The organism is Larkinella sp. (assembly GCF_965227735.1).
GTDB lineage: Bacteria > Bacteroidota > Bacteroidia > Cytophagales > Spirosomataceae > Larkinella.
Genome location: NZ_OZ245776.1, coordinates 3,684,539 through 3,707,733 on the forward strand (window position 1 = coordinate 3,684,539; position 23,195 = coordinate 3,707,733).

Annotated in this window: 22 protein-coding genes; 11 read left to right on the forward strand and 11 right to left on the reverse strand. The window is 51.9% G+C overall.

The genetic code is table 11. From position 1 onward, the window contains the following. The first annotated feature begins 11 nt into the window (after positions 1 to 11). Positions 12 to 1,823, forward strand: a complete 1,812-nt coding sequence (locus ACO064_RS14325) for an ArnT family glycosyltransferase (RefSeq protein ID WP_421827967.1) — start codon at positions 12 to 14, stop codon at positions 1,821 to 1,823. Between the two features lie 62 nt (positions 1,824 to 1,885). On the opposite strand, the gene ACO064_RS14330 is transcribed toward ACO064_RS14325, so the two are convergent. Next, positions 1,886 to 2,308, reverse strand: coding sequence for a DUF1801 domain-containing protein (locus ACO064_RS14330; RefSeq protein WP_421827968.1), 423 nt, complete (start codon positions 2,306 to 2,308; stop codon positions 1,886 to 1,888). 154 nt (positions 2,309 to 2,462) lie between these two features. On the opposite strand from ACO064_RS14330, the gene ACO064_RS14335 reads away from it, so the two are divergent. Next, complete coding sequence (locus ACO064_RS14335) at positions 2,463 to 4,037, forward strand: M81 family metallopeptidase (RefSeq protein WP_421827969.1); 1,575 nt, start codon at positions 2,463 to 2,465, stop codon at positions 4,035 to 4,037. A 275-nt stretch (positions 4,038 to 4,312) separates the two neighbouring features. Here ACO064_RS14335 and ACO064_RS14340 read toward each other — a convergent pair whose 3' ends face one another. From ACO064_RS14340 to ACO064_RS14355, 4 genes are all read right to left on the reverse strand, one after another. Then, the gene (locus ACO064_RS14340; RefSeq protein WP_421827970.1) at positions 4,313 to 4,507 is read right to left on the reverse strand and encodes a hypothetical protein; all 195 of its coding nucleotides are present in this window, start codon (positions 4,505 to 4,507) and stop codon (positions 4,313 to 4,315) included. Between the two features lie 105 nt (positions 4,508 to 4,612). After that, entirely contained in the window at positions 4,613 to 5,194 is a 582-nt protein-coding gene (locus ACO064_RS14345; RefSeq protein ID WP_421827971.1) for a hypothetical protein, read from the reverse strand. A 45-nt stretch (positions 5,195 to 5,239) separates the two neighbouring features. Next, entirely contained in the window at positions 5,240 to 6,178 is a 939-nt protein-coding gene (locus ACO064_RS14350; protein ID WP_421827972.1) for a CPBP family intramembrane glutamic endopeptidase, read from the reverse strand. Positions 6,179 to 6,311: 133 nt separating this feature from the next. Then, positions 6,312 to 7,313, reverse strand: coding sequence for a polysaccharide deacetylase family protein (locus ACO064_RS14355; protein WP_421827973.1), 1,002 nt, complete (start codon positions 7,311 to 7,313; stop codon positions 6,312 to 6,314). Between ACO064_RS14355 and ACO064_RS14360 the strand changes: the two genes are divergently transcribed. The 4 genes from ACO064_RS14360 (at position 7,276) to ACO064_RS14375 (ending at position 11,532) form a co-directional block, all read left to right on the forward strand. Further along, positions 7,276 to 8,169 (forward strand): EamA family transporter, encoded by an 894-nt coding sequence (locus tag ACO064_RS14360; RefSeq protein ID WP_421831022.1) that lies wholly within the window; start codon positions 7,276 to 7,278, stop codon positions 8,167 to 8,169. The two genes, ACO064_RS14355 and ACO064_RS14360, sit on opposite strands and share 38 nt — an antisense overlap. 9 nt (positions 8,170 to 8,178) lie before the next feature. After that, positions 8,179 to 9,153: an NADPH:quinone oxidoreductase family protein gene (locus ACO064_RS14365; protein WP_421827974.1), complete on the forward strand. Its 975-nt coding sequence runs from the start codon at positions 8,179 to 8,181 to the stop codon at positions 9,151 to 9,153. Positions 9,154 to 9,264: 111 nt separating this feature from the next. Beyond that, the gene (locus ACO064_RS14370; protein WP_421827975.1) at positions 9,265 to 10,434 is read left to right on the forward strand and encodes an acyl-CoA dehydrogenase; all 1,170 of its coding nucleotides are present in this window, start codon (positions 9,265 to 9,267) and stop codon (positions 10,432 to 10,434) included. A 171-nt stretch (positions 10,435 to 10,605) separates the two neighbouring features. Next, a complete protein-coding gene (locus ACO064_RS14375) occupies positions 10,606 to 11,532 on the forward strand; it encodes an AraC family transcriptional regulator (protein WP_124908273.1) in 927 nt (308 codons plus the stop codon). Between the two features lie 95 nt (positions 11,533 to 11,627). Here ACO064_RS14375 and ACO064_RS14380 read toward each other — a convergent pair whose 3' ends face one another. The 4 genes from ACO064_RS14380 to ACO064_RS14395 form a co-directional block, all read right to left on the reverse strand. After that, positions 11,628 to 12,413 carry a geranylgeranylglyceryl/heptaprenylglyceryl phosphate synthase gene (locus tag ACO064_RS14380; protein WP_421827976.1) on the reverse strand — a complete coding sequence of 262 codons (786 nt, stop codon included), beginning with the start codon at positions 12,411 to 12,413 and terminating at the stop codon, positions 11,628 to 11,630. Further along, positions 12,376 to 12,834, reverse strand: coding sequence for a hypothetical protein (locus ACO064_RS14385; protein ID WP_421827977.1), 459 nt, complete (start codon positions 12,832 to 12,834; stop codon positions 12,376 to 12,378). The genes ACO064_RS14380 and ACO064_RS14385 overlap by 38 nt, the downstream gene beginning before the upstream one ends. An 89-nt stretch (positions 12,835 to 12,923) precedes the next feature. Next, positions 12,924 to 13,349 (reverse strand): phage holin family protein, encoded by a 426-nt coding sequence (locus ACO064_RS14390; RefSeq protein WP_150877336.1) that lies wholly within the window; start codon positions 13,347 to 13,349, stop codon positions 12,924 to 12,926. A gap of 210 nt (positions 13,350 to 13,559) precedes the next feature. Continuing rightward, complete coding sequence (locus ACO064_RS14395) at positions 13,560 to 13,943, reverse strand: TraR/DksA family transcriptional regulator (protein WP_114407523.1); 384 nt, start codon at positions 13,941 to 13,943, stop codon at positions 13,560 to 13,562. Positions 13,944 to 14,279: 336 nt separating this feature from the next. Here ACO064_RS14395 and ACO064_RS14400 point away from each other — a divergent pair, with 336 nt between their 5' ends. Both ACO064_RS14400 and ACO064_RS14405 read left to right on the forward strand, forming a co-directional pair. Next, positions 14,280 to 15,554 carry a Glu/Leu/Phe/Val family dehydrogenase gene (locus ACO064_RS14400; RefSeq protein WP_421827978.1) on the forward strand — a complete coding sequence of 425 codons (1,275 nt, stop codon included), beginning with the start codon at positions 14,280 to 14,282 and terminating at the stop codon, positions 15,552 to 15,554. 183 nt (positions 15,555 to 15,737) lie between these two features. Next, positions 15,738 to 16,397, forward strand: coding sequence for a phosphatidylserine decarboxylase family protein (locus ACO064_RS14405; RefSeq protein ID WP_138992923.1), 660 nt, complete (start codon positions 15,738 to 15,740; stop codon positions 16,395 to 16,397). 114 nt (positions 16,398 to 16,511) lie between these two features. Here ACO064_RS14405 and ACO064_RS14410 read toward each other — a convergent pair whose 3' ends face one another. Together ACO064_RS14410 and gcvP are read right to left on the reverse strand one after the other, a co-directional pair. Next, positions 16,512 to 17,201, reverse strand: coding sequence for an outer membrane beta-barrel protein (locus ACO064_RS14410; RefSeq protein WP_421831023.1), 690 nt, complete (start codon positions 17,199 to 17,201; stop codon positions 16,512 to 16,514). A 408-nt stretch (positions 17,202 to 17,609) separates the two neighbouring features. Then, positions 17,610 to 20,492: an aminomethyl-transferring glycine dehydrogenase gene (gcvP, locus tag ACO064_RS14415; RefSeq protein ID WP_421827979.1), complete on the reverse strand. Its 2,883-nt coding sequence runs from the start codon at positions 20,490 to 20,492 to the stop codon at positions 17,610 to 17,612. Between the two features lie 271 nt (positions 20,493 to 20,763). On the opposite strand from gcvP, the gene rfbF reads away from it, so the two are divergent. From rfbF to rfbC, 3 genes are read left to right on the forward strand one after another with little or no spacing between them, the layout of a single operon-like run. Continuing rightward, positions 20,764 to 21,534 carry a glucose-1-phosphate cytidylyltransferase gene (gene rfbF / locus ACO064_RS14420; protein ID WP_421827980.1) on the forward strand — a complete coding sequence of 257 codons (771 nt, stop codon included), beginning with the start codon at positions 20,764 to 20,766 and terminating at the stop codon, positions 21,532 to 21,534. Between the two features lie 13 nt (positions 21,535 to 21,547). Continuing rightward, the gene (gene rfbG / locus ACO064_RS14425; RefSeq protein ID WP_421827981.1) at positions 21,548 to 22,645 is read left to right on the forward strand and encodes a CDP-glucose 4,6-dehydratase; all 1,098 of its coding nucleotides are present in this window, start codon (positions 21,548 to 21,550) and stop codon (positions 22,643 to 22,645) included. Further along, a complete protein-coding gene (gene rfbC, locus ACO064_RS14430) occupies positions 22,642 to 23,193 on the forward strand; it encodes a dTDP-4-dehydrorhamnose 3,5-epimerase (RefSeq protein WP_421827982.1) in 552 nt (183 codons plus the stop codon). The genes rfbG and rfbC overlap by 4 nt, the downstream gene beginning before the upstream one ends. The last annotated feature ends 2 nt before the right edge of the window (positions 23,194 to 23,195 follow it).

Here is a 23,195-nt window from a genome sequence, read left to right on the forward strand (position 1 = left end):
ACCCCAACGCCATGCCCCGAATTCCGTCCCGTTTTATTCCCGTTTTGCTGGTTCTGGCCGGAGCGTTGTTCTATTTCCCGTTTCTGGGCCGTGTTCACCTCTTCGACTGGGACGAGATCAATTTTGCCGAGTCGGCGCGGGAAATGATCGTGACGGGCAACTACACCCGGGTTCAGATCAACTTTCAGCCATTTTGGGAAAAACCGCCCCTGTTTTTCTGGCTGCAGGTGCTGGCCATGAAAGCATTCGGCATCAACGAGTTTGCCGCCCGGTTTCCCAATGCCATCATGGGCATCGTCACGCTGCTGGTTCTGTATTTCGTGGGGAAAAAGATCGTCGATGAGCGGTTTGGTCTGCTGTGGGCGCTGGCCTATTTCGGTTCCCTAACGCCCCATCTCTATTTCAAATCCGGCATTATCGACCCGACCTTCAACCTGTTTATCTTCCTGAGTGTCTGGTTCATCGCCCAGGCGGTTTCGGCTTACGGCACGCCCAAAGCCACCCGGCTGGCAGCTTTTTCGGGGTTGTTCGTCGGGTTGGCGGTGTTGACCAAAGGCCCCGTGGGCGGTTTGCTGCTCGGCCTGACGTTTCTGGTTTACTGGGCCATTCAGCGGTTTCGGCCGATCCTCCGTTTTCTCAACGGTTTATTGTTTTTTGGTTGCGGGCTGGCCGTAGCCTCGGTCTGGTTTGGTCTGGAGCTGGTCAAAAACGGTTTCTGGTTTTTCGAAGAATTTTTCCGCTACCAGATCCGGCTGTTCTCCACGCCCGACGCCGGTCACCAACAACCATTTTACTACCATTTTGTGGTGGTTTTGCTAGGCTGTTTTCCAATGTCGCTGCTGGCGATTCGCGGTTTTTTTGCGGATGCTCGTCCAGATTTTTGGGGTGCTCGTCCAGATTTGCAATCTGGACGGTTTTCTGTGGCGGATTTGCAATCCGCAGTTCCAATACCAGAATCCGCTGCGGATTACAAATCCGCCACAGAAAACCGTTCAGACCGGAATGCCGGACCGTTAAAATCTGAACGAGCATCCGGCTACAAATCTGAACAGGCGGTTTCGTTCCGGCGCTGGATGATCATTCTGTTTTGGGTCGTGATGATTTTATTCTCCATCGTCAAAACCAAAATCGTTCATTATTCGTCGATGGCGTGGTTTCCGGTTTCCTACCTGGCCGCTACGGTTTTGTACAGCTATCTGAATGGCGCGCTACAATGGAACCGCTGGCTAACCATCGGCATTGCCATCATTGGTGGCGTATTGGCTCTTTTGATTACGGCCTTGCCGCTGGTTGGAATGAATGCCGCCGACCTGATTCCGTACATCAAAGACCGGTTTGCGGCCGCCAACCTGACCGCCCCCGTCGAATGGCAGGGCTGGGAATGGATGATCGGGACGGCGTATGGACTGATCATTCTGGGTTTGTTAGTACTGCGGCAAAAACGGCCCGTCGGCAGTGTGGTGACCTTGTTTCTGGCGACCCCGGTTTTGTTGTGGTTTGTGTTACCGGCGATTGTTCCTAAAATTGAACGGTATACGCAGGGCGCAGTCATTGATTTTTACGAAGCCAAACAGGGGCAGGATGTGTACATTGAGCCCATCGGCTATAAAAGTTACGCTCACCTGTTTTATTTCCAGAAACCACCGCCGACCAATTCCAGCAGCTACCGGGAGGATTGGCTGATCAACGGCCCGGTCGATAAACCAGCTTTTTTCGTCACCCGCAACATCAACATTGATCAATACCGCTATCATCCGAATCTGGAAATCATTCGGGAGGAAGCCGGTTTTGTTTTCCTGCGGAGGAAACCGGCATTCAAGTGATTGAAGGTAGTATTCCGTTTTGCCAACAAACGGGTCAGTTTATTACTGCGAAGCGAAAACGATCAGGTGCTTTGATACCGATCTTTCAGGTATTTCACCGAATTCTGCACCATTTGGCCCAGGACACCCGTGTTGATGTCTTCCAGTTTTTGGATGTAAATACAGCCTTTCCCGGTTTTGTGCTTGCCAAACTGGTGTAACAATGGCTCTTTCTGGTCGAAATCGGAAGCCATGTATAGGGTAATGGCATTGGCGCGGGAAGCCAGACCAATCAGCGGGGCATCACCTTCATGGCCGCTCTCGTATTTGTAATGGTAACTGCCGAAACCGACAATACCCGTGCCCCACATTTTAGGTTCAAGCCCGGTTTGTGCGGTGATGAAGGCAACCAGTTCCGTGCAATCGCTGCGTCGTTTCTCATTTGCAATCGCATTCAGATAAGCGGATGCGCTGTGCTCGGTTTCCGTTGTTTTATTTTTTGCCATGATCGTCGGTCTATCGCAGTCAGCTACCTTCTAAAAATAGTAAAAACGGCTCATATCGTATCAGAAAATTGAACGACGGGTTGAATTTATAGCAGCTAAAAGGCAGATTCAGCCAGAAATTTTAAAGATGGGTGAAATGCTTTACCTTGTAGCTATGAAACTACTCTTCTTCGTGGCAGTTTGGCTTTCGGTGGCTCAGGCCGCGTTTGCCCAATCGACCGCCAGCACAAGTGCACCGAAACTACCCCGCATTGCCATCGCCGGATTAGGCATCGAATCCAGCACGTTTTCTCCGGCGGTTACCCATGAAGAAGCTTTTCACGCCCGGTATGGCGGGGAGATCTACAACGCTTACCCGTTTATGATGCCGGTTTCGCCCCTGCGCAAACAAGCGGTTTGGGTGCCAACCATCGTCGGAAAATCGCTGCCGGGCGGAGCCGTGACCCGGGAAGCCTACGAATCACTGGTCAGCAAAACGCTGGATTCGCTCAAAAAATATGGCCCCTACGACGGGTTGTATTTTGATATTCACGGCGCCATGAGCGTCAAAGGGCTGGACGATCCGGAAGGTGATTTCATTACCCGAATTCGCCAAGTAATCGGTTATAAAACCCTCATTTCCACGTCGATGGATTTGCACGGCAACGTGTCGTGGCGACTCGCCCAAAACACGGATTTGATGACCTGTTACCGGATGGCTCCGCACGAGGATGCCATGCAAACCAAAGAACGGGCCGTCGTCAACCTGCTGGAGCGCATCAAAAGCGGCAAGGGAAAACCGGCCTACAAAGCCTGGATTCCGATCCCGATTCTGTTGCCGGGCGAAAAAACGAGTACGCGCATCGAACCCGGCAAAAGTCTGTATCAACAAGTCGCCCCTCTGGCCGACCACCAGGCTGGCATTGTCGATGCGGCCATCTGGATTGGTTACGCCTGGGCGGACGAGCCCCGCAACCATGCCGTGGTGATGGCGGTCGGTGATGACAAAACCAAGGTCATTCAAACGGCCGAGAAACTGGCGCAGGCGTTCTGGAAGGTCCGCAACCAATTCGATTTTGTTGCTCCGACGGGCAAACTGGAAGACGTTCTGGCTAAAGCCTTAGTCAGCCCGAAGCATCCTTTTTTCATCAGCGATACCGGCGACAACCCGACGGCGGGTGGTGCGGGTGACGTCACCTGGACGCTTACGCAGATTCTGAAGCGTCCGGAATTTCAGCGGGCGGATGGCCCGTCGTTGATCTACGCATCGATTCCCGATCCGGAACTGGTGAAAAAGGCGATGGCAGCGGGCATTGGGGGCCAGGTGGAAGGCGTTGCGGGTGCCATCGTCGATGCCCGGTTTGCCCCGCCGGTTCCGCTGAAAGGCACCGTCGAAGCCATTGTCAAAGGCGATATCAACGCAGAGGTTGAGGTGGTCGTGAAAGTAGGGAGCGTACGCGTTATTGTTACCCAAAAACGAAAACCGTATCACAAGGAAATCGACTTCACCCGCTTAGGCCTGAATCCCCGCCAATCGGACATTGTGGTCGTCAAAATCGGCTACCTTGAACCGGAGTTGTATGCCATGCAGGCCGACTGGATCATGGCACTGACACCCGGGGGCGTCGATCAGGATTTGGCGCGATTGCCGTACAAACGGATCAAACGACCGATGTTTCCCTTCGACGCGACCATGAAAACCCCGGATTTGTCGGCGAAACTGGTGCCGTTGTCGGGGGAAGGGAAGTAGTTGAAACTGAAGAAATTCAACACTACCGGAAGCTTGTAAATAGTACAAAGAATGCCAACTATGAGGTGATGCCCATACCTGACAGTTGTTTAAGTGCCAGCGGCACGTAATGTTAATAGCAAATCAGTATTTTAAGAGTTCCAGGCGTGCCGGAGGTACGCGATATAGGCTTAGTTGCGTACCTCCGGCACGCCTGGAACTCTTAAAATACTGATTTGCTATTAACATCGGACCCCTCCGGGGTCAATAATCTCACAGTTTGCGTTAAAAAGAGACTATTTATCGGCAGAAAACTTCTGCTGAACACCTTTTACAAATTCGACCGGTACTCCCGCAATGTCGCCTATTTTTTCAAGACTGTAATCGAGTTTCTTTAAAAGGCTGGCAACCACCTTTTCTTCTCCTTTGTCAAAACCGATCAGATAAGCTGCGTCCTTTTCGATACTTACAAATTTGGCAATGCTATCCATAGCGAGGTCTCTGAGTGGTTTTCCTAAATTACGCAACTAACTGAAATGCCTTTTTAACGCAAAATCCCCGACAGCCGTTTCTTCAACCGTGTTGAAAAACTTTGCCTACTGCTTCATCCAAATCTCCTCAAAATAAGCATCCAAATGATCCAGATCGCATTCCGACGTGATGGCAGCGACGGACGGACTGGCGATGGTCAGACGGGACGTTTGCTCCGGCTCACAACGCGCATTGGTTCCCACAGCACGAATCGCGAGGGCCATGCAATCACCCAGTTGCCAGCTTTCGCTCTCCAGAACCAGGCGCTTCGCGTCGCTCCGGTCACACAAGGCAAGGCGCTTGGTCGGTCTCTTTTGGCCTTGCCCGTGTTGCGCAATGAAGGCGGTTTGCAGCGGTTCACCGTATTCGCAGGTAATCCGAAACAAGCGGTTTTCGTAAAAGACGAGGAATAATGACGCAACCAGAATACCCTGAATTTCAATAGAATCTGCTTTAAAAACGCGAATATTCGTGCAGGATAAGGCGAGCGTTCCCTTGACAACCACCAGTTCCTGTTCCTGAAAACCGGGCTGCGGCAAAGCGTCCGGCGTCGTCATCCCAATTCGAAACGGCCCCAATCCAACCCCATTCAACTGGCTGTAGAGCGGATATGGGAAAAGAAACAGGATCAGAATAAGATAGTTCATGGATCGCAATTTCGTGGAAACAGGCCAAATCGCAAGAAACCGGGCTTATTTCCCCAGACCCAACTGCAAAAAAGCGGTCAGTTCCATGAGCCAGGCCACGCCGAGGTGAATGATAATACCGCCCCAGATGCTGCGGGTCTGGAGGGCAATGACGCCCAGGATATAACCGCCAAAAATGGAGCTGATCGTTTCGCCGGGCGGTTTTCCGAAGTGAATGAAGGCATAGGTGATAACCATCGGAAAAACCGCTCCCCGGCCCAGAATCCGCGCCATGCCGATCACCAGAAAACCGCGAAACATCAACTCCGTCGGCACAAAATCCCAGCCGTAGGCCAGTTCATACACCACGGCGGTTACCCATTCCGGCACGTTGAAAAACTCGTTGGCGTTGGTGTCGCGGTAGGTTGGATACGATTCCAGAAAAGATGGCTGGAAAGACGCGTAGGTAATCAACGGCACCATGCACAGCAGCAGAATAAAATAAATTTTCAGCCCTTTCCACTTCGGCCGCATGCCGTAAAAACCGTTCGATTCTTTTTCGACGAAGTTGTAAAATAAAATCAGTGGCAACAAAACCGTCAGCAGCGACTGCCAGTTACGCAGGCAATAAAACGCAAACTGGTAAATCTGACCGTCAAAAACCGCGTGACTCCAGTCATTGAATCCGTAAAAACCGGCATACCAGCTATAGATCGCCAGACCCGTCAGACTATACACCCAGAAATCCCGCCGTCGCCAGATGTCCAGCCGCCGGTGAAAACGCGTCCACAACCACACCCCGGAATAATAGGCAAACGCATACAGCAGAAAATAGAACAGAATCCGGATGTTTTCGCCCCGGTACGCGTCGATGTAACTATCCTCAAAATCAAGATAATAATTGATGCTGATGCAAACCGCCAGAAACACAGCGGCTGCGGCATATAAGTCGGCGCGAAAGTCGGCTTTCAGGTGTTCGCGGAGGGATCGGAGCAGGGTACGCATGGTGGTTCAAAGGTGGTGGAAAGCCGCCAGCAAACCAAAGCCGTTCCGTTGGCAACGTCAGCGAGATAGGGTGAATCGTAACTTATGAACGTTGAATTGTGCCGAAAAGCCCGAAGGGCTGAAACATGGATAACTACGGGGTATCGGCCCATTTGGTCACCATCGCCGGAACTTCCGGTTCTCCTTCGAAAAACGCGCCTTTTTTGCCCTGCGTCAGCGCCCAGCGGTGCATCCACGAAATACCACCTTTGCCAATATACCCATCCTTCGAGCGGTAGGCTTCGTCGTTCAGGGCTTCGTCCAGCGAGATAAAGGTGTAACCGCTCTGACTCAGCCGTTTCAGTAAATCACCCATATAAACCGCATTGATCGTATTGGCGTGCGTCAACAACGTCTGCGGAATGGGTCGGCCAAAAAGCGAATCCGACTGCGCTTCGTAGTAGCGAACACAGGCCGTCATGTAGTCCATATACTGCCGCCCGACCTCGGCCGCCGACGCGGTATCGCCTTTCAGCAGTGCGTTGTCGTAGGCGTGGGAAAACAGATAATCATAATTATCGACCGTCACAGGCGCTTCAAGGTAGTTGTGTTGCACGAGAAACCGCTCCAGGGAATCTTTTTTGGCGGGCGTTTCCCCCTTGCGGAGGAACGGATGCCGGAAAAACCGGAACGGCTTGCCGCGTTGTTCCACCAGGGATTTGACGATTTTCTCACCGTCCATTACTTCGTCCCGGTAGTCCGGGATCGTAATAACCGTATAGTCTTTGTGCGAAAACGTATGATTTCCGAGTTCCAGCCCGGCATCGAGCCACAATTTTAGTACATTGACCTGATTTGGATCGGGAACGCCATTGCGGTATAACCCCTGCGAAACCACAAACCCGATGGCCGGCACGCGGTGCGTCTGAAAATGCCGGACCAGTTTTTGATTCATGATCAGCCGACCGTCGGGGGTTCGGTAATAGCTGGTCACGCCCGGCAGATCGTCGACGGTGATCACCATTTTTTTCTGCGCCCAGAGTTGGGAAGTCAGTAACCAAAAACCGATAAAAAGCCGGAAGCGCAGCCTGAAAGCCTGATTTTTAGATCCGATTATGATGTTGTTATTCGCCCTTACTTTAACCACCGTTGCCATTCTTGTTCGCATTGTATCGAGCCCTTTATCGAATGTTTTCCAGAAACAACTTACCCAACGCGCTGCCGAACCCCTGTTTGTCTCCTCCGCAACCTATGGCTTTTTGAGCATATTAACAATCCCGTTCTGGTCTGAACTGGAGTTGGCCGAACTCCCCCCCGCATTCTGGTGGGATGTGCTCGTTTTCAACCTGATCGGCGTCCTGGGAAATGTTCTCCTGATCAAAGCCATCCGAACCGGCGAGTTATCCGTTCTCGGCCCGGTCAATGCCTACAAATCCGTTGTCAGCCTGGTGCTGGGCATTCTGTTGCTGAACGAAATACCCAGTTGGATCGGTGTGGTGGGCGTCGTGCTGATTGTCGCCGGGAGTTACGTGGTGTTGGGTTCCGGACAGAGCGGACGCGGTTTCTCGCTGGACATTCTGAAAAAACCAGAAATTCAGTTTCGCCTGATCGCGCTGGTTTGCTCGGCCATCGAAGCGGTTTTCATCAAACGCGCCATGCTCTTGTCTACGCCCATGACCACCTTTGTGCTCTGGTGCGTGCTGGGTTTTCTGTTTTCCTTCGGTTGGGTACTGCTGACGCTGCGCAGTCGCTGGAAAGAACAGATCCGGGTCTTTTCTGCTTACAAAGGGACCTATGCCGCGCTGTTTGTTGCAACGGGGTTGATGCAGTTTTCGACCAATACGGCGTTTGGCGGCATGCAGGTGGGGTATGTGCTCGCCCTGTTCCAAACTTCGGCCCTGCTCAACGTCCTGTTTGGCTACCAGTTTTTTAAAGAGCAGAACATCGTCCAGAAACTCATCGGCGCGGTTATTATGGTGACCGGGGCGGTTTTGATTGTTGTTTTTAACTAAATATAACCTATGAAAGCCGTCCTCTGCCGCCAGTATGGCCCGCCCGAAACCCTGACTGTGGAAGAAACCGCGTCGCCGAAAGCATCCCCGGGCAAGTTGGTGATTCAGATGAAAGCCTGCGGAGTCAATTTTCCCGATACGCTGATGATTCAGGGGAAATACCAGTTCAAGCCGCCGTTTCCGTTCTCGCCCGGTGGTGAGGTGGCCGGGGTGGTCAAAGAAGTGGGCGAAGGCATCACGCATGTGAAACCGGGTGATCATGTCTTTGCACTCACCGGCTGGGGCGGTTTTGCCGAAGAGGTGCTGGCCGACGATTTCAAGACCTTTCCCATTCCGCCCGGCATGGGTTTCGTCACGGCGGCCTCGCTCATGTACACCTACGGCACGTCGTACCACGCGCTGAAAGACCGGGCCAATCTCCAACCCGGCGAAACCCTGCTGGTGCTGGGAGCCGCCGGGGGCGTTGGTCTGGCCGCTGTCGAATTGGGCCGGATCATGGGCGCGAAAGTGATTGCGGCCGCTTCGACCGACGAAAAGCTGGAACTCTGCCGACAAACCGGAGCCAGTGATACGATTAATTACAGCCGGGAAGACCTCCGCGAACGAATTAAGGAAATTACCGGCGGCTCCGGCGTCGATGTCGTGTATGATCCCGTTGGCGGCAGCCTCACCGAAGCGGCTTTGCGCTCCGTCAATTGGCGCGGGCGGTATCTGGTCGTGGGCTTTGCGGCTGGTCAGATTCCGGCGATTCCGCTCAATTTGCCGCTCCTGAAAGGCTGTTCGGTGGTTGGCGTGTTCTGGGGCGCATTTGCCGAAAAACAGCCGAACGATAATTCTAAAAATGTTCAGGCGTTATTGTCGTTTTATGAACAGGGGCAGATAAAGCCCCACATTCAGGCGAAATACCCGCTCGATAAAGTACCGCAGGCCCTCACTGAAATGATGAATCGCCAGGTAATGGGAAAACTGGTGATTACGCCCTGAACGGTTATTTTTGACCAGGATTTAGCAGATTAAAAGGATTGACAGGATGTAAAAACCGTCCACTTTTGAGAAAAAGATAAGACTGTACGAATTTAAAACACTTCACAACGCATGGCAACTTCCACACCCGACCTATCCGGACTGAATTTTAACCTGACTGAAGAACACCTGGCCGTGCAGGAAGCCGCCCGGGATTTTGCACAGACCGAACTGCTGCCCGGCGTGATCGAACGCGATACGGCCGCCAAGTTCCCCACCGAACAGATTCGGCGCATGGGCGAGCTGGGTTTTCTGGGCATGATGGTATCGCCAGACTACGGCGGTGGCGGAATGGATACGGTTTCGTACGTCATTGCGATGGAAGAAATTTCGAAAGTCGATGCTTCCTGTTCCGTCGTGATGTCGGTCAATAACTCGCTGGTTTGCTGGGGGTTGGAAGCCTTCGGCACGGAAGAGCAAAAACAGAAATACCTGACGCGGCTGGCTGCGGGCGAAATCATCGGAGCGTTTTGCCTTTCGGAACCGGAAGCGGGGTCGGATGCCACGTCACAGCACACCACCGCCATCGACCACGGCGATCATTATATTCTGAACGGCACCAAAAACTGGATTACGAACGGTGGCTCGTCGGAAGTTTGCCTTGTTATGGCACAAACCGATGTAGAAAAAAAACACCGGGGCATCAATTGTCTGATTGTCGAAAAGGGGCTGAACGGTTTCGTCGTCGGGAAAAAAGAAGATAAAATGGGTATCCGGGCGTCGGACACGCATTCGCTGATGTTCACGGATGTACACGTGCCGAAAGAAAACCGGATTGGCGACGACGGTTTTGGTTTCAAATTTGCCATGTCAACCCTGAACGGCGGCCGCATCGGCATTGCCGCCCAGGCCCTCGGCATTGCGTCCGGTGCCTACGAGCTGGCGTTGGCGTATTCGCAGGAACGACAGTCGTTTGGAAAGAAAATCTTTGAGCATCAGGCCATTCAGTTCAAACTCGCCGAAATGGCGACGAAAATTGAAGCCGCCCGCTTGCTGGTTTACAAAGCCGCCCGACTGAAGGACGAACACAAGGATTATGTGCAGGCAGCGGCCATGGCCAAACTGTTTGCGTCGGATGTCGCGATGTGGGCCACCACCGAAGCCGTCCAGATTCACGGCGGCTACGGCTACGTAAAAGAGTATCACGTAGAGCGGCTGATGCGAGACGCCAAGATCACCCAGATTTATGAAGGTACGTCCGAAATCCAAAAATTAGTAATCGCCCGGGAACTGCTTAAATAGAACTTTTTTACCGTTAGCACAATTTTTTTAAAAAACACGCGCGCTACTTTATTGGTATCGCGCTATTTTTTTTATCTTTTCGCAAGAACGAATGTTGTATTAGATTTGTACAATTTATTAGTTTTGTGCAACTTTGCAATTATTATCATGTAGATACATCACTTTCCCCATATGGAAGACTATAATAAGATTATCGAATCGCTGGGTGTGAAGTTCATCAAGGCCCGAAACATCCGCATTTTACAGCCCATAACCATCAAAAACTATTACGATGTTGAAAATACGCTGACCGTTCTGTACAACGGCGAGGTATCGTTCGGCGAAGAAAAAGTGAAGGTGGAAACCGGCGATATGCTGTTTATTCCGGGCGGTAAACACATTACTGTGACGTATGGCGACGCTTCACAACCCAAAACGGTCTCGAATGAAGAATTTATGATTCATCGGGAGCTGTATTTTGAAGCCAACCGCGATCCGCAGAAAATCGCCAACATGCCAAACTCCTTCGGCTATGTGTCGTTCGAAGCCAAGGTGTTCGACTCGGTAAACTTCTTCAACTCGCTGGATGTGCCGCCGTTTATCATCAAACGGGAAGATTCGCTGGTGCAGACGATCAACCAGATTCTGGCCGAAGAAATGCTGGATACCGCCGGTAAAGGCCGGATCATCAAGATCAAGACCGAAGAAATTGTTATCGAAGTGATTCGGTACATTTTGAAAAACCGCCTGTTCGTCGAGCAGTTGGTGACCAACAGCACCTATTTCAAAGATCCGCGCCTGATCGACATCTTCGCCTACATTAAAGACAACCTGGGCGGTGATTTGTCGAACAAGGTGCTGGCGAATGTGGCCAACGTGTCGGAAGATTACGTCGGACAGTATTTCAAGATGCTGACCGGGATCAATCCGCAGGATTACATCGAATACCAGCGGATGGAAGCCGCCGTTGGGTTGCTCCGGACGTCGAAGAAAAGCATCCGGGCCATCGGCGCCGAAGTGGGTTACAAAGACACGGCTTATTTCTGCCGCCGGTTCAAGATGATGTTCGGGATTCCGGCCGGCAAAATGCGCCGTCGGGAGTCGCTGATGAATGTGTAACGGGTAAAAAGCCACTACATAAAGCGGGGCACAAAGACTGATGGAAGTGATTTCCTCCGGTCTTTGCGCCCCGCTTTGTTTATTTTCCTTATTTTTTACGCCAACTGCCGGTTTACATCCTGAACCGCAGCCGCGATTTCCGGTAGTAAATCCGGGTTTTTCTCAATGCCGTTGCCGACCACAATCACATCGGCACCGGCTTGCAGAGCTACCTGCGCCCGTTCTACGGAGTTGATGCCTCCCCCAACAATGATGGGCGTATCGACGCAACTGCGTACGGCAGCAATCATTTCCGGCGAAACCGGGCGACGGGCTCCACTGCCTGCGTCCATGTAAATCAACTTCAGGCCGAGCATTTCGCCCGCCATCGCCGTACAGGCCGCAACACCCGGTTTGTCGTAGGGTAAAGGCGTCGTATTGCTGATGTATGACACCGTGGTTTGCACCCCGCTGTCGACCAGCATATAGCCCGTGGGCAAAATTTCCAAACCACTTCTTTTTAAAAGCGGAGCGGCAATAACGTGCTGACCGATCAAAAACTCCGGATTTCGGCCCGAAATCAGCGAAAGCAGCAGAATGGCATCCGCGCTGGGTTCAATATGAAGGCTGTTACCAGGAAAAAGAATGGCCGGAATATGGGTATACGTTCGAATGGTTTCAATGACTTCGGGCAGAATGAAGTTGGTAATCAGACTACCGCCCACAAAAAAGAAGTCAACCCGGTTTTCAACACTCCGAATCAGCAGGTCCTTAAACGAATCTTGCTCGATCTTATCCGGGTCGAGCAAGACAGCAAATGACTTTTGCCCTGTTTCCTTGCGGCTGGACAGGGTGTTCAATACGTTACGGGTACTGGCCTGGTTCTGGTTGTGTGGTTGCATTATTCTGACGTAAACGCGAAATAAAATCAGTAACCTGCTGCCGGGCTAGATTCGTCAGAATTGACGTCACGATCCCGGTGATAGCACCACCGATTGCCGATTTTGCGGGAGCCTCTTCTGCGGCTTTTGCGGCCCGTCGCACCTGCGACCGGGTGCTGCCACCGGCATAGTCATCAGCCTCTTCGTAGTCGTCGTCATCGTATTCCAGATCCGATTTATCAGACTTCGGCAATACAATGCTGGCAACCACAAAGACGGCCAGACAAACTCCAGCTACCAACGCCACGGTTTTGCCGACTTCTGCGGCATCCTCTTTCAGTGCCTTGACGTTGGACTCAATCGAACTTTTATACTGCTCGGTGGCTTCCATCAACTCAGCCCGACGGGCTGAGGTATCTGAAAAGGGCACATTCGTATCCATAAAAAAGAGCGTTCTAAAATTAGTAAAAAAATGGATTGACTTATGATAAAGCTCTCTACTTAGTTAGTATTCGAGGGCAAATAAACGTTTTATTCCTTTCTCGAGCCGCTTTCGTTGAGCGATTCCCGCGTTTGATCCATCAAATCCTGGATGGTTTCGGCCCGTTCCTCTGCTTTTTTCTCCTGGGCATTTTTAAGCATGTTGTAGGTCATCTTCCGCAGCATTCCCTCCACCGGCCCTTTGGCAAAAGCCCAGATCAGCGTTAGCAGCAGAAAAAAACCGGCCACGATCAGAAATCCCAGATAGCGGCTATCCAGCACTTCGTTAAGATAAGCCGCTAATAATGAGAACAGAAAAATGGTCGTAATGGTCGCTAGAAACCCCAGTACAATTCCGTGTACCGCATTCAGGGCAATGTTTTCAACCTGGTTGCGCGTTTCCAGCTTGAATAACTCAATCCGCGCTTCCAGGTACTTAAAGATGCCTTCCCTGATTTCTTCTAATTTTTCTAACATAGCGGTTTGGTAGTAATGACTGCTCTAGTAGTTACCAATTATAGCCTATTTTGTTTGGAAAATTTTTTAGCAGAACCGGTTTTTTAGGCAGTGACTGTTTATTGGACGAAAAAATACGAATTAGTCATCACGCGCTACAAAAAAAATCCCGCTTCATTCGTGAAGCGGGTGATGTATGAGGAATTCTGTCCTGACGTATGTTGAGCAGAACTACGTCCGTTTCAGTTTTGCTTCGATCGTCTGCTGGGTGTGTGGAACGGCGCGCAACCGTTCTTTCGGAATCAGTCGGCCGGTATCGATGCAAATGCCGTAGGTTCCGTTTTTGATCCGCACCAAAGCCGATTCCAGTTGCTGAATAAATTTCTGCTGACGGGCCGCCAGTTGACTCAGGTTTTCGCGCTCACTGGTGTCGGCGCCGTCTTCCAGCAATTTGGATGTGCCCGATGTATTATCCGTGCCACTGTCGTTGCGCTTGCTCAGCGTCTCCTTGATGTAATTCAGCTCGTTTCGGGATGCTTCTAACTTCTGGCTAATCAGCACCTCAAATTCTTTTAGCTCCTCCTCCGAGTACCTTTTCTTGTCTTCCTGAACCATAGTACTGATCAGCTAGTTAAGTGGGTAAAATTTTCTCTGTCGATGAAATAACAAAATTACAACTCTATTGATTCTTTTTCAATCAATAGCGCCTACCGTTTAAAAAAAAGTTCAAAAAATAGTCATCGGTAAATATCCGAAAACACCAAGTAATATTTGGTTACCGAACGGCTTGTTTATGACGATGTTTGGTAGAAAACTGGTCGCGGAATACATGTTATTGAAACCGGAAATTAGATTAAATCACGAAAAAATAGTTCTTAAGATGCATCGTTATCTTTTTTGGTAAGTTTGCTGTGGCACCACATCAGAATTGCCAACTAAAAAAATAGGAATATGGCTTATATAGAACCAGCCCCCATAAAAGATAAAGAGAATCCGCTCGAATCCATGATGTCGCGGTTCGATGCCGCAGCGCAAATGCTGGGTATTACGGAAGAAATGTACTACATCCTGAAGGTTCCGGCGCGTCAGGTCATGGTGGGTTTGCCCATTACGATGGACGACGGATCGATCAAGGTTTTTGAAGGTCACCGCGTCATTCACTCCACCATCCTCGGTCCGTCGAAAGGCGGTATTCGGCTCGATCCGGGCGTTACGCTCGATGAAGTGCGCGCCCTGGCCGCCTGGATGACCTGGAAATGCGCCGTGGTCGATATTCCCTACGGTGGCGCCAAAGGCGGTATTGCCTGCAACCCGCGCGAAATGTCGGCGGGTGAAATTGAACGATTGATTCGGGCCTACACCGTGGCTATGCTTGATGTTTTCGGCCCCGACCGCGACATTCCGGCTCCCGACATGGGAACCGGCCCGCGCGAAATGGCGTGGCTCATGGACGAATATTCGAAATCCCGTGGGATGACCGTCAATGCCGTCGTTACCGGAAAACCGCTCGTGCTGGGCGGTTCGCTGGGCCGGACGGAAGCCACCGGACGCGGGGTGACCGTAGCCGCCCTGTCGGCGATGGACAAACTCCGGATGAATCCCTACCGGTCTTCGGCGGCCATTCAGGGTTTTGGCAACGTTGGTTCGTTTGCGGCTGAGTTGCTGCACGAACGGGGTGTGACGGTGATGGCGATCAGCGATGTGACGGGCGGGTATTACAACAACCGCGGCATCGACATCGGTGCGGCCCTTGCCTACCGCAACGCCAACAAAGGCACGCTCGAAGGATTCAATGGGGCCGAACGCATCACGAACGAAGAATTGCTCGCGTTGCCGGTCGATGTGCTGGTACCAGCAGCAAAAGAAGACGTGATCACGGCCGAAAACGCGGATTCGATTCAGGCAAAAATGATTGTAGAAGGCGCCAACGGCCCGACCTCAGCCAGTGCCGACGATATCATCAACGAAAAAGGCATTATGGTGGTGCCGGATATTCTGGCCAATGCCGGGGGCGTAACGGTTTCGTATTTTGAGTGGGTGCAAAACCGCATCGGCTACAAATGGACGCTCGACCGGATCAATCGCCGGGCCGACCGCAACATGAAAGATGCCTTCGACCGCGTGTTCGAAACGTCGCAGAAGTACAAGGTTTCGATGCGGCTGGCGGCCTACATCGTCGCCATCGACAAGGTAGCCAGCACCTACAAATTCAGGGGCGGCTATTGATTGGCAGGCAGATACGGTTTTTGGATTATGTTTGGTGGCGGCCTCAACTCTCCCCCAGATGTAGTCTGAAAACCGTATTGGTATATGGATTGAATGTCGCCAACAAATTGGAGCCAATGCGGTTTGTTTCGTACCTTCACCGCTCTAGCCCATCTTTTTAGACGCAACTGATTTTCCAATCGTATGACCATCCACAAGGAAGGATATCAAATTTTGTTCTGGACAGCTCTGATTCTGTTAGGAGTCAACATTTTATCCATCTTCTATTTGTTTACCGGTAACCAAACCGCCAGCACGCTTATTCTCATCGTCAGTCTGGTGCTGTTTTTCCTGGTGTTGCAATTTTTCCGGAAACCGCGCCGAACCACGCCCCTGAACGATAAACACGTCATTTCGCCCTGCGACGGCACGGTGGTGGTGATCGAGGAGGTGAACGAACCGGAATACTTCAAAGGACAGCGTCGGCAGGTGTCTATCTTCATGTCGCCATTGAATGTGCACATCAATTTTCACCCCGTCACCGGCACCGTCAAATACGTCAAATATTATCCTGGGAAGTACCTGGTGGCCTGGCATCCGAAATCGAGCACCGAAAACGAGCGGACTTCCGTCGTCATCAAGGCGAAAAACGGGGCCGAAATTCTCCTCCGCCAAATCGCCGGGGCTTTGGCCCGGCGGATTGTCTGGTATGCCAAAGAAGGGCAGCAGGTTGAGCAGGGCCACGAACTCGGTTTCATCAAGTTCGGCTCCCGCGTCGATTTGTTCCTGCCGCTGGATGCGGAGGTGAAAGTGAAGATTGGCGAGAAGACGAAAGGTGGGGTGACGGTGGTGGCGGATTTGTAAGCTTTCCTTTGCATGTGGCTGAAGCCTAGAAGAACCTATTTTTCGAAATGAATTCACAAAACCGCCCGGCTCTTATGGAACCGGGCGTTTTTTTTGAATCTTAGCTTCCCACTTCTAAAACGTGTACTTCGCCTGAGCTTGCACACCTACCTGCCAGTCCCGATACTGGCCATACTCATGCCGGATTAGGTAGCCATTGGGTTTTGATTTGAGCTTTTGCAACCGGTACAAAACCGTTGGCTGAACAATCACCGACCACCTCGAATTGATTCGGTACTGCGCTCCTAATCCCACCAGAACATTCGTCGTTACTTCGTTTGAGCGCGCTACGGTGAGATCATCGTTGTTCGGGTAAGGTCCAATGGCTCTCCGGTAATTCATATTGAAGACCAAACCCGTTGACAAATAAGGCGATAAGCGGTGTTTGGAAGGCGAAAAATTAATTAAAACCGGTAGTTGCAAATTGTTGTATATCGTTCGGCGGGTTGGTTCTGCGTCATAAGCAATTTCGTTTTTGAAGGCCTGAAAATCTATGTGCCCGGTCGAACGGTTGTACCATAATCCCGACGAAACCGACCAGTTGCGATGAAACTGGTAGTTCGCCGTCAGCCCGACGGTTCCGCCTTTGTCTTTGGCGATTACCCTGGCACTGCTGACATCGGGTGTACTATCATAAAATTTAGACACGTAATCCAGCTTTCGTTGCGTGGGTGAGATTGTCGCCGATACAGAAAACCGGCCCTGACTAAAAACGAGCGTTGGCGTGACAACGGCCAGCAGGAAGATGTAGCGTAGTGATTTTATAGCGCATTAAAATGAGTGTTCGTAAATAGATTGATATGATTCATGAACGAAAGAGGAAATCTACACCCGAACGGTTGTAAGGAATTTTCGTTTTAACATTTCTTATGATTGCACGATACTGGATTTGGAATCCCGCCTTACATGCGGATTATAACTGGGTCGTCCGAAGATGCGCTTTAGGAAGGACCAAGAGTGGCTCCGGCTGCCCGTTCTTGGTCAGCCAAAAAAGGTCACTTCGCGGATTACAAATCCGCTACAGAGAAGATCAAGATTGCAAATCTTGATCAGCAAATTACAAACCTTGATCAGCAAATTACAAACCTTGATCAGCAAATTACAAACCTTGATCAGCAAAAAAGCCCCCGCCTGACACCAGGCGAGGGCTTTTCCATATTTTCAATATAAAATTTACGACGCTGTCTCCACCGCTTCCTGCGCATATTCCTCCACCGGCAAACACGCACAGACCAGATTCCGGTCGCCATACGCGTTATCGATCCGGCTGACACTCGGCCAGAACTTGCGGGCTTTCACGTACGGCAACGGGAACGCGGCTTTTTCGCGGCTGTAGGGGCGGTTCCAGTCATCGGCGATAAACACGTTGACCGTGTGGGGGGCGTTTTTGAGAACGTTGTTGGCTTTGTCGGCTTTGCCTTCTTCCACCTCCCGGATTTCGGCCCGGATGCTGATCAGTGCTTCGCAAAACCGGTCGAGTTCGTCTTTCGATTCGGATTCCGTCGGCTCAATCATCATCGTGCCCGGTACTGGAAACGAAACCGTTGGCGCGTGGAAACCGTAGTCCATCAGCCGCTTCGCAATGTCTTCCACCTCGACACCCGCAGCTTTAAACGGCCGACAATCGACGATCATTTCGTGGGCGCAACGACCGTTTTTACCGGTATAGAGAATCGGATAATGTTCTTCCAGCTTCGCTTTCAGGTAGTTGGCGTTCAGAATGGCGGTTTTGGTCGCATTTGTCAACCCTTCTCCGCCCATCATCGCAATGTAGGCGTACGAAATCGTCAGGATGCTGGCCGAACCGTAGGGAGCTGCCGAAACCGCGTGAATCGCCTGTTTGCCGCCTGTTTCCACCACGGCATGACCCGGCAGGAAGGGCATCAAATGCTCAACGACCCCAATCGGCCCCATGCCCGGTCCACCACCGCCGTGCGGAATGCAGAAGGTTTTGTGCAGGTTCAGGTGACAAACATCGGCACCGATGGTCGCCGGACTCGTCAGGCCCACCTGCGCATTCATGTTCGCGCCGTCCATGTACACCTGACCACCGTGTTCGTGGATAATATCACAGATTTCTTTGATCGTTTCTTCAAAAACGCCGTGCGTTGATGGATAGGTCACCATCAGACACGACAGATCGTTGCTATATTGCTCGGCTTTCGCCCGCAGATCGGCCACGTCGATGTTGCCCCGTTCGTCACACTTCACAATCACGACTTTCATCCCGGCCATCACCGCGCTGGCGGGGTTCGTGCCGTGGGCCGACGATGGAATCAGCGACACATTCCGGTGGCCGTCGTTGCGGCTTTCGTGGTAGGCCCGAATCACCATCAAACCAGCGTATTCGCCCTGCGCCCCGGAGTTCGGTTGCAGTGACATGCCGGCAAAACCGGTTATTTCACTCAGCCATTTACTCAGATCATCGACCAGTTTCTGATAGCCCATCACCTGATCTTTTGGCGCAAACGGGTGTAAACCACCGAATTCGGGCCAGGTTACCGGAATCATTTCGGCGGTTGCGTTCAGTTTCATCGTGCAACTGCCGAGTGAAATCATCGAATGCACCAGCGAAAGGTCTTTTTCTTCCAGTGACTTCAGATACCGCAGCATTTGATGCTCGGTGTGGTGCGTGTTGAACACCGGATGCGTCAGATACGCCGATTGACGGATCAGTCGCTCCGGCCAGTTGATCGCCAGGGTTTCGATGGCGGCATCCATGTCGGCACAGATCCCGAAAACATCCAGCAACTGAACCACATCCTCGACGGTTTTCACTTCATCGAACGCAACGCAAACCCGTTCATCGTCCAGATACCGCAGGTTGATTCCCGCCGTCCGGGCCGATTTCCGCAACGATTCCACATCGTCCACCTCGACCGTAACGGTATCGAAGTAATTCTGCGTCTGAATTTTATAGCCATTCCAGCGTAAAACCGTCACAAACAGCTTCGTCATGCCGTGGATTCGTTCGGCAATGGCCCGAAGCCGTTGCGGCCCGTGGTACACCGCGTAACTACCCGCCATGACGGCCAGCAGCACTTGTGCTGTACAAATATTGGACGTTGCTTTTTCCCGGCGAATGTGTTGTTCGCGGGTTTGCAACGCCATCCGTAGGGCGGGATTGCCTTCGGCATCAATGGAAACGCCGATAATCCGACCCGGAATCTGCCGTTTGAAGGCTTCTTTGGTCGCGAAGAAAGCCGCGTGCGGGCCACCGTAGCCCATCGGAACGCCAAACCGTTGTGAAGAACCCACGACAATATCCGCCCCCATTTCACCCGGAGGAGTCAACAGCGTAAGGCTCAGAAGATCAGCGGCAACGGCCACAAAGATATTCTGCTCATGGGCCGCCGTAATGAGATCGGTATAATCAAACACCTCGCCGTCTGACGCCGGGTATTGCAGCAACATCCCGAATAGATCGTCGGACGTAATGTTTACTTTCCGGTGATCGCCCACCTGAACGGCGATGTTCAGGGGCGTGGCACGGGTTTTGATGACGTCAATGGTCTGCGGATGGCAGCTCTCCGACACGAAGAATGTCGTAGCGTTCTTTTTGGCCGCCGGGCGCTGGGCATACAGCACATGCATGGCTTCGGCCGCAGCCGTGCCCTCATCGAGCAGCGACGCATTGGCGATTTCCATGCCGGTCAAATCGATGACGACGGTCTGGAAATTCAGCAGGGCTTCCAGCCGACCCTGAGCAATTTCGGCCTGATACGGTGTATAGGCGGTATACCAGGCCGGATTTTCCAGTATATTGCGCAGAATGACGTTCGGCGTAATGGTATCGTAGTAGCCCGTGCCGATGTAAGATTTATTCAGTTTGTTAAGCTGGGCGAGCTTTTTAAAATCGGCCAGAAACTGGTACTCGGATTTGGCTTCGGGCAGATCGAGCGGTTTTTCGAGCCGGATCAGGGCCGGAACCGTTTGTTCGATGAGTTCGTCCACCGAATCGACTCCGATGGTTTTCAAAATGGCATTCGTTTGTGAAACATCCGAGCCGTTGTGACGGTCTTCGAAACGTTCCTGATAGTGTAGGTCGAGCTTCATTACCAGTGAAGTGTGATTGAAAGCGATTGAGATAACCGGGTTAAACTGCGGTTGCCGAAAGCAATGACGTAAATACAAAAATACAAAGAATAAATGAACCCGATTGGTTCCCACCGACGAATCCGGCCACGATTTGATTTTATCCGGTAAATGTGTAAATTTTTAATTCTCCGGCACAAAAAAATTTACGATCAACAGACAAAGCAATCTTATATTACCGTCAATTTTTTCAATGAAACCCGATAGTTGTTTGTCAACAAAACCGATCAGTATGAAAGTCGTCATTTTAGCGGGAGGCCTGGGAACGCGCCTGAGTGAAGAAACCATTGTGAAGCCCAAACCCATGGTGGAAATCGGCGGTATGCCCATCCTATGGCACATCATGAAAATATACTCTTCACACGGCTACAACGACTTTATCATCTGTCTGGGGTATAAAGGGTATATGATTAAGGAGTACTTTGCCAATTATTTCCTTCATCAGTCCGACATTACCATCGATCTGGCTACCAATTCATTACAAGTACACGATTCAGCCGCCGAGCCCTGGAAAATCACGCTCGTGGATACGGGAAAAGACAGCATGACCGGCGGCCGTATCAAACGGGTCCAGCGGCACATTGGCAACGAGCCGTTCCTGCTGACGTATGGCGACGGCGTTGGCAATGTGGACATCACGGCTCTGGTTGCCTTTCATCACCAGCACGGCAAACGATGCACCCTGACGGCGGTTCAGCCATCGGCGCGGTTTGGGGCGCTGGATGTGGGCGACGACCATACCGTCCAGTCGTTTCTGGAAAAACCGAAAGGCGATGGCGCGTGGATTAACGGCGGTTTTTTTGTCTGCGAACCGGCGGTTTTCAACTACATTGAGGGCGACGATACCGTTTGGGAACGAAAACCGATGGAAACCCTGGCGGCCGAAAGGCAAATGATGGCTTTTAAACACGATAGTTTCTGGAAACCGATGGACACCCTCCGCGACAAACTGGAACTGGAAACCGCCTGGAACACCGGGCAGGCGGAGTGGAAAAGCTGGTAATTTTAGCAGAACCATGACAACACTTTTTGCAGGTATCTATCACAATAAAACCGTCCTGATTACCGGCAATACCGGTTTTAAAGGCTCCTGGCTGGCGTACTGGCTTCATCAAATGGGTGCCAAAGTAGTTGGTTATGCCCTCCCGGCGCCAACCACGCCGAATCATTGGGGCTTGCTCGATCTAATCATTCCGCACCAAACCGGCGACATCCGGCAACTGGACAGCCTGCGAAACACGTTCGACCGGTATCAACCGGAGGTCGTGTTTCATCTGGCGGCTCAGTCACTGGTGCGGTATTCATATCAGCATCCGCTCGAAACCATCGAAACGAACATCGTCGGCACGGCCCATGTGCTGGAGTGCGCCCGGCAGTCGGCTTCGGTGCGGGCCGTCGTGGTGGTCACCAGCGATAAATGCTACGACAATCCGGAAGACGGAAAACCGCTGGTCGAAACCGATCCCATGGGGGGCTACGACCCCTACAGCATGTCGAAAGGTGGTGCGGAGCTGGTGACCGCCAGTTACCGGAATTCCTTTTTCAACGTCAGCCAGTACGGCAAAACGCATCAGGTTCTCGTGGCGAGTGCGCGGGCCGGGAATGTCATCGGCGGGGGCGACTGGGCCGACGACCGCTTGATCCCGGATTTGATCAAAACGACCCAAAGCGGGCAACCAGTCGTAATTCGAAACCCGGAAGCCATTCGGCCCTGGCAACACGTTCTGGAACCCCTTTCGGGCTATCTGCTCCTCGGCCAGAAACTGCTGGAAGGCAATACGTCGGCGGCTGGCGGCTGGAATTTCGGTCCGTCGCTGTCAGACGTTTTGCCCGTCCGGGAGATGGTCCGTCAGGCCCGGCAGCAATGGGATGCAATTTCGTATCAGGAATTACCGGCCGAAACCAATCCGCACGAAGCGCATTTTCTGAGCCTTGATTGCACAAAAGCGGATCAGCAACTGACCTGGCGACCGGTTTGGGATACGGAAACCGCCCTGCTATACACCATAAACTGGTACAAAACGTATGCAAAAAGCCAGCAGATCAGTACATATTCCGACCTCGCGGCTTATGTACAACGGGCAAAAGAGGCAAATTCAATCTGGGCAGTATGATTTTTACAGAAACGTCGTTGACCGGTGCGTATCTCATTTCTCCGAAACCGTTTCGGGATAATCGGGGCTGGTTTGCCCGCATCTATTGCCGCCGGGATTTCGAAGCCGTCGGGCTGGCGGCCGACTGGGTGCAGATGAACCACTCGATGACGCAGCAAACCGGGGCCATTCGCGGAATGCATTACCAAAATCCGCCCCACGCCGAAATCAAGCTCGTGCGCTGCATTGCCGGTCGGGTCTTTGACGTCATCATCGATTTGCGGGCCGGATCACCGACTTTTGGACGATGGTTTGGAACCGAATTATCCGCCGAAAACCAGCAGATGCTGTATATTCCGAAAGGATTTGCCCACGGTTTTCAAACGTTGACGGAACATTGCGAACTGGTGTATTGCCACAGCGACTATTACACGCCCGGCAGCGAAGGAGCGGTTCGTTACGACGATCCGCAGATCGGCATCGAATGGCCGCTGCCAGCCGCCGACCTATCGGCCCGGGATGTGGCCCATCCCCTTTTGGACCCTTCTTTTCACGGTTTAACTTTCTGATT

Coding starts and splice junctions, on each gene's coding strand:
- ACO064_RS14400 (WP_421827978.1), top strand. CDS start 14,280: ATGGCTTATATAGAACCAGCCCCCATAAAAGATAAAGAGAATCCGCTC.
- ACO064_RS14380 (WP_421827976.1), bottom strand. CDS start 12,413: ATGCAACCACACAACCAGAACCAGGCCAGTACCCGTAACGTATTGAAC.
- ACO064_RS14355 (WP_421827973.1), bottom strand. CDS start 7,313: ATGGCAACGGTGGTTAAAGTAAGGGCGAATAACAACATCATAATCGGA.
- ACO064_RS14405 (WP_138992923.1), top strand. CDS start 15,738: ATGACCATCCACAAGGAAGGATATCAAATTTTGTTCTGGACAGCTCTG.
- ACO064_RS14365 (WP_421827974.1), top strand. CDS start 8,179: ATGAAAGCCGTCCTCTGCCGCCAGTATGGCCCGCCCGAAACCCTGACT.
- ACO064_RS14360 (WP_421831022.1), top strand. CDS start 7,276: ATGTTGTTATTCGCCCTTACTTTAACCACCGTTGCCATTCTTGTTCGC.
- ACO064_RS14375 (WP_124908273.1), top strand. CDS start 10,606: ATGGAAGACTATAATAAGATTATCGAATCGCTGGGTGTGAAGTTCATC.
- ACO064_RS14385 (WP_421827977.1), bottom strand. CDS start 12,834: ATGGATACGAATGTGCCCTTTTCAGATACCTCAGCCCGTCGGGCTGAG.
- ACO064_RS14370 (WP_421827975.1), top strand. CDS start 9,265: ATGGCAACTTCCACACCCGACCTATCCGGACTGAATTTTAACCTGACT.
- ACO064_RS14330 (WP_421827968.1), bottom strand. CDS start 2,308: ATGGCAAAAAATAAAACAACGGAAACCGAGCACAGCGCATCCGCTTAT.
- ACO064_RS14325 (WP_421827967.1), top strand. CDS start 12: ATGCCCCGAATTCCGTCCCGTTTTATTCCCGTTTTGCTGGTTCTGGCC.
- rfbF (WP_421827980.1), top strand. CDS start 20,764: ATGAAAGTCGTCATTTTAGCGGGAGGCCTGGGAACGCGCCTGAGTGAA.
- ACO064_RS14345 (WP_421827971.1), bottom strand. CDS start 5,194: ATGAACTATCTTATTCTGATCCTGTTTCTTTTCCCATATCCGCTCTAC.
- gcvP (WP_421827979.1), bottom strand. CDS start 20,492: ATGAAGCTCGACCTACACTATCAGGAACGTTTCGAAGACCGTCACAAC.
- rfbG (WP_421827981.1), top strand. CDS start 21,548: ATGACAACACTTTTTGCAGGTATCTATCACAATAAAACCGTCCTGATT.
- ACO064_RS14395 (WP_114407523.1), bottom strand. CDS start 13,943: ATGGTTCAGGAAGACAAGAAAAGGTACTCGGAGGAGGAGCTAAAAGAA.
- ACO064_RS14350 (WP_421827972.1), bottom strand. CDS start 6,178: ATGCGTACCCTGCTCCGATCCCTCCGCGAACACCTGAAAGCCGACTTT.
- ACO064_RS14390 (WP_150877336.1), bottom strand. CDS start 13,349: ATGTTAGAAAAATTAGAAGAAATCAGGGAAGGCATCTTTAAGTACCTG.
- ACO064_RS14335 (WP_421827969.1), top strand. CDS start 2,463: ATGAAACTACTCTTCTTCGTGGCAGTTTGGCTTTCGGTGGCTCAGGCC.
- rfbC (WP_421827982.1), top strand. CDS start 22,642: ATGATTTTTACAGAAACGTCGTTGACCGGTGCGTATCTCATTTCTCCG.
- ACO064_RS14340 (WP_421827970.1), bottom strand. CDS start 4,507: ATGGATAGCATTGCCAAATTTGTAAGTATCGAAAAGGACGCAGCTTAT.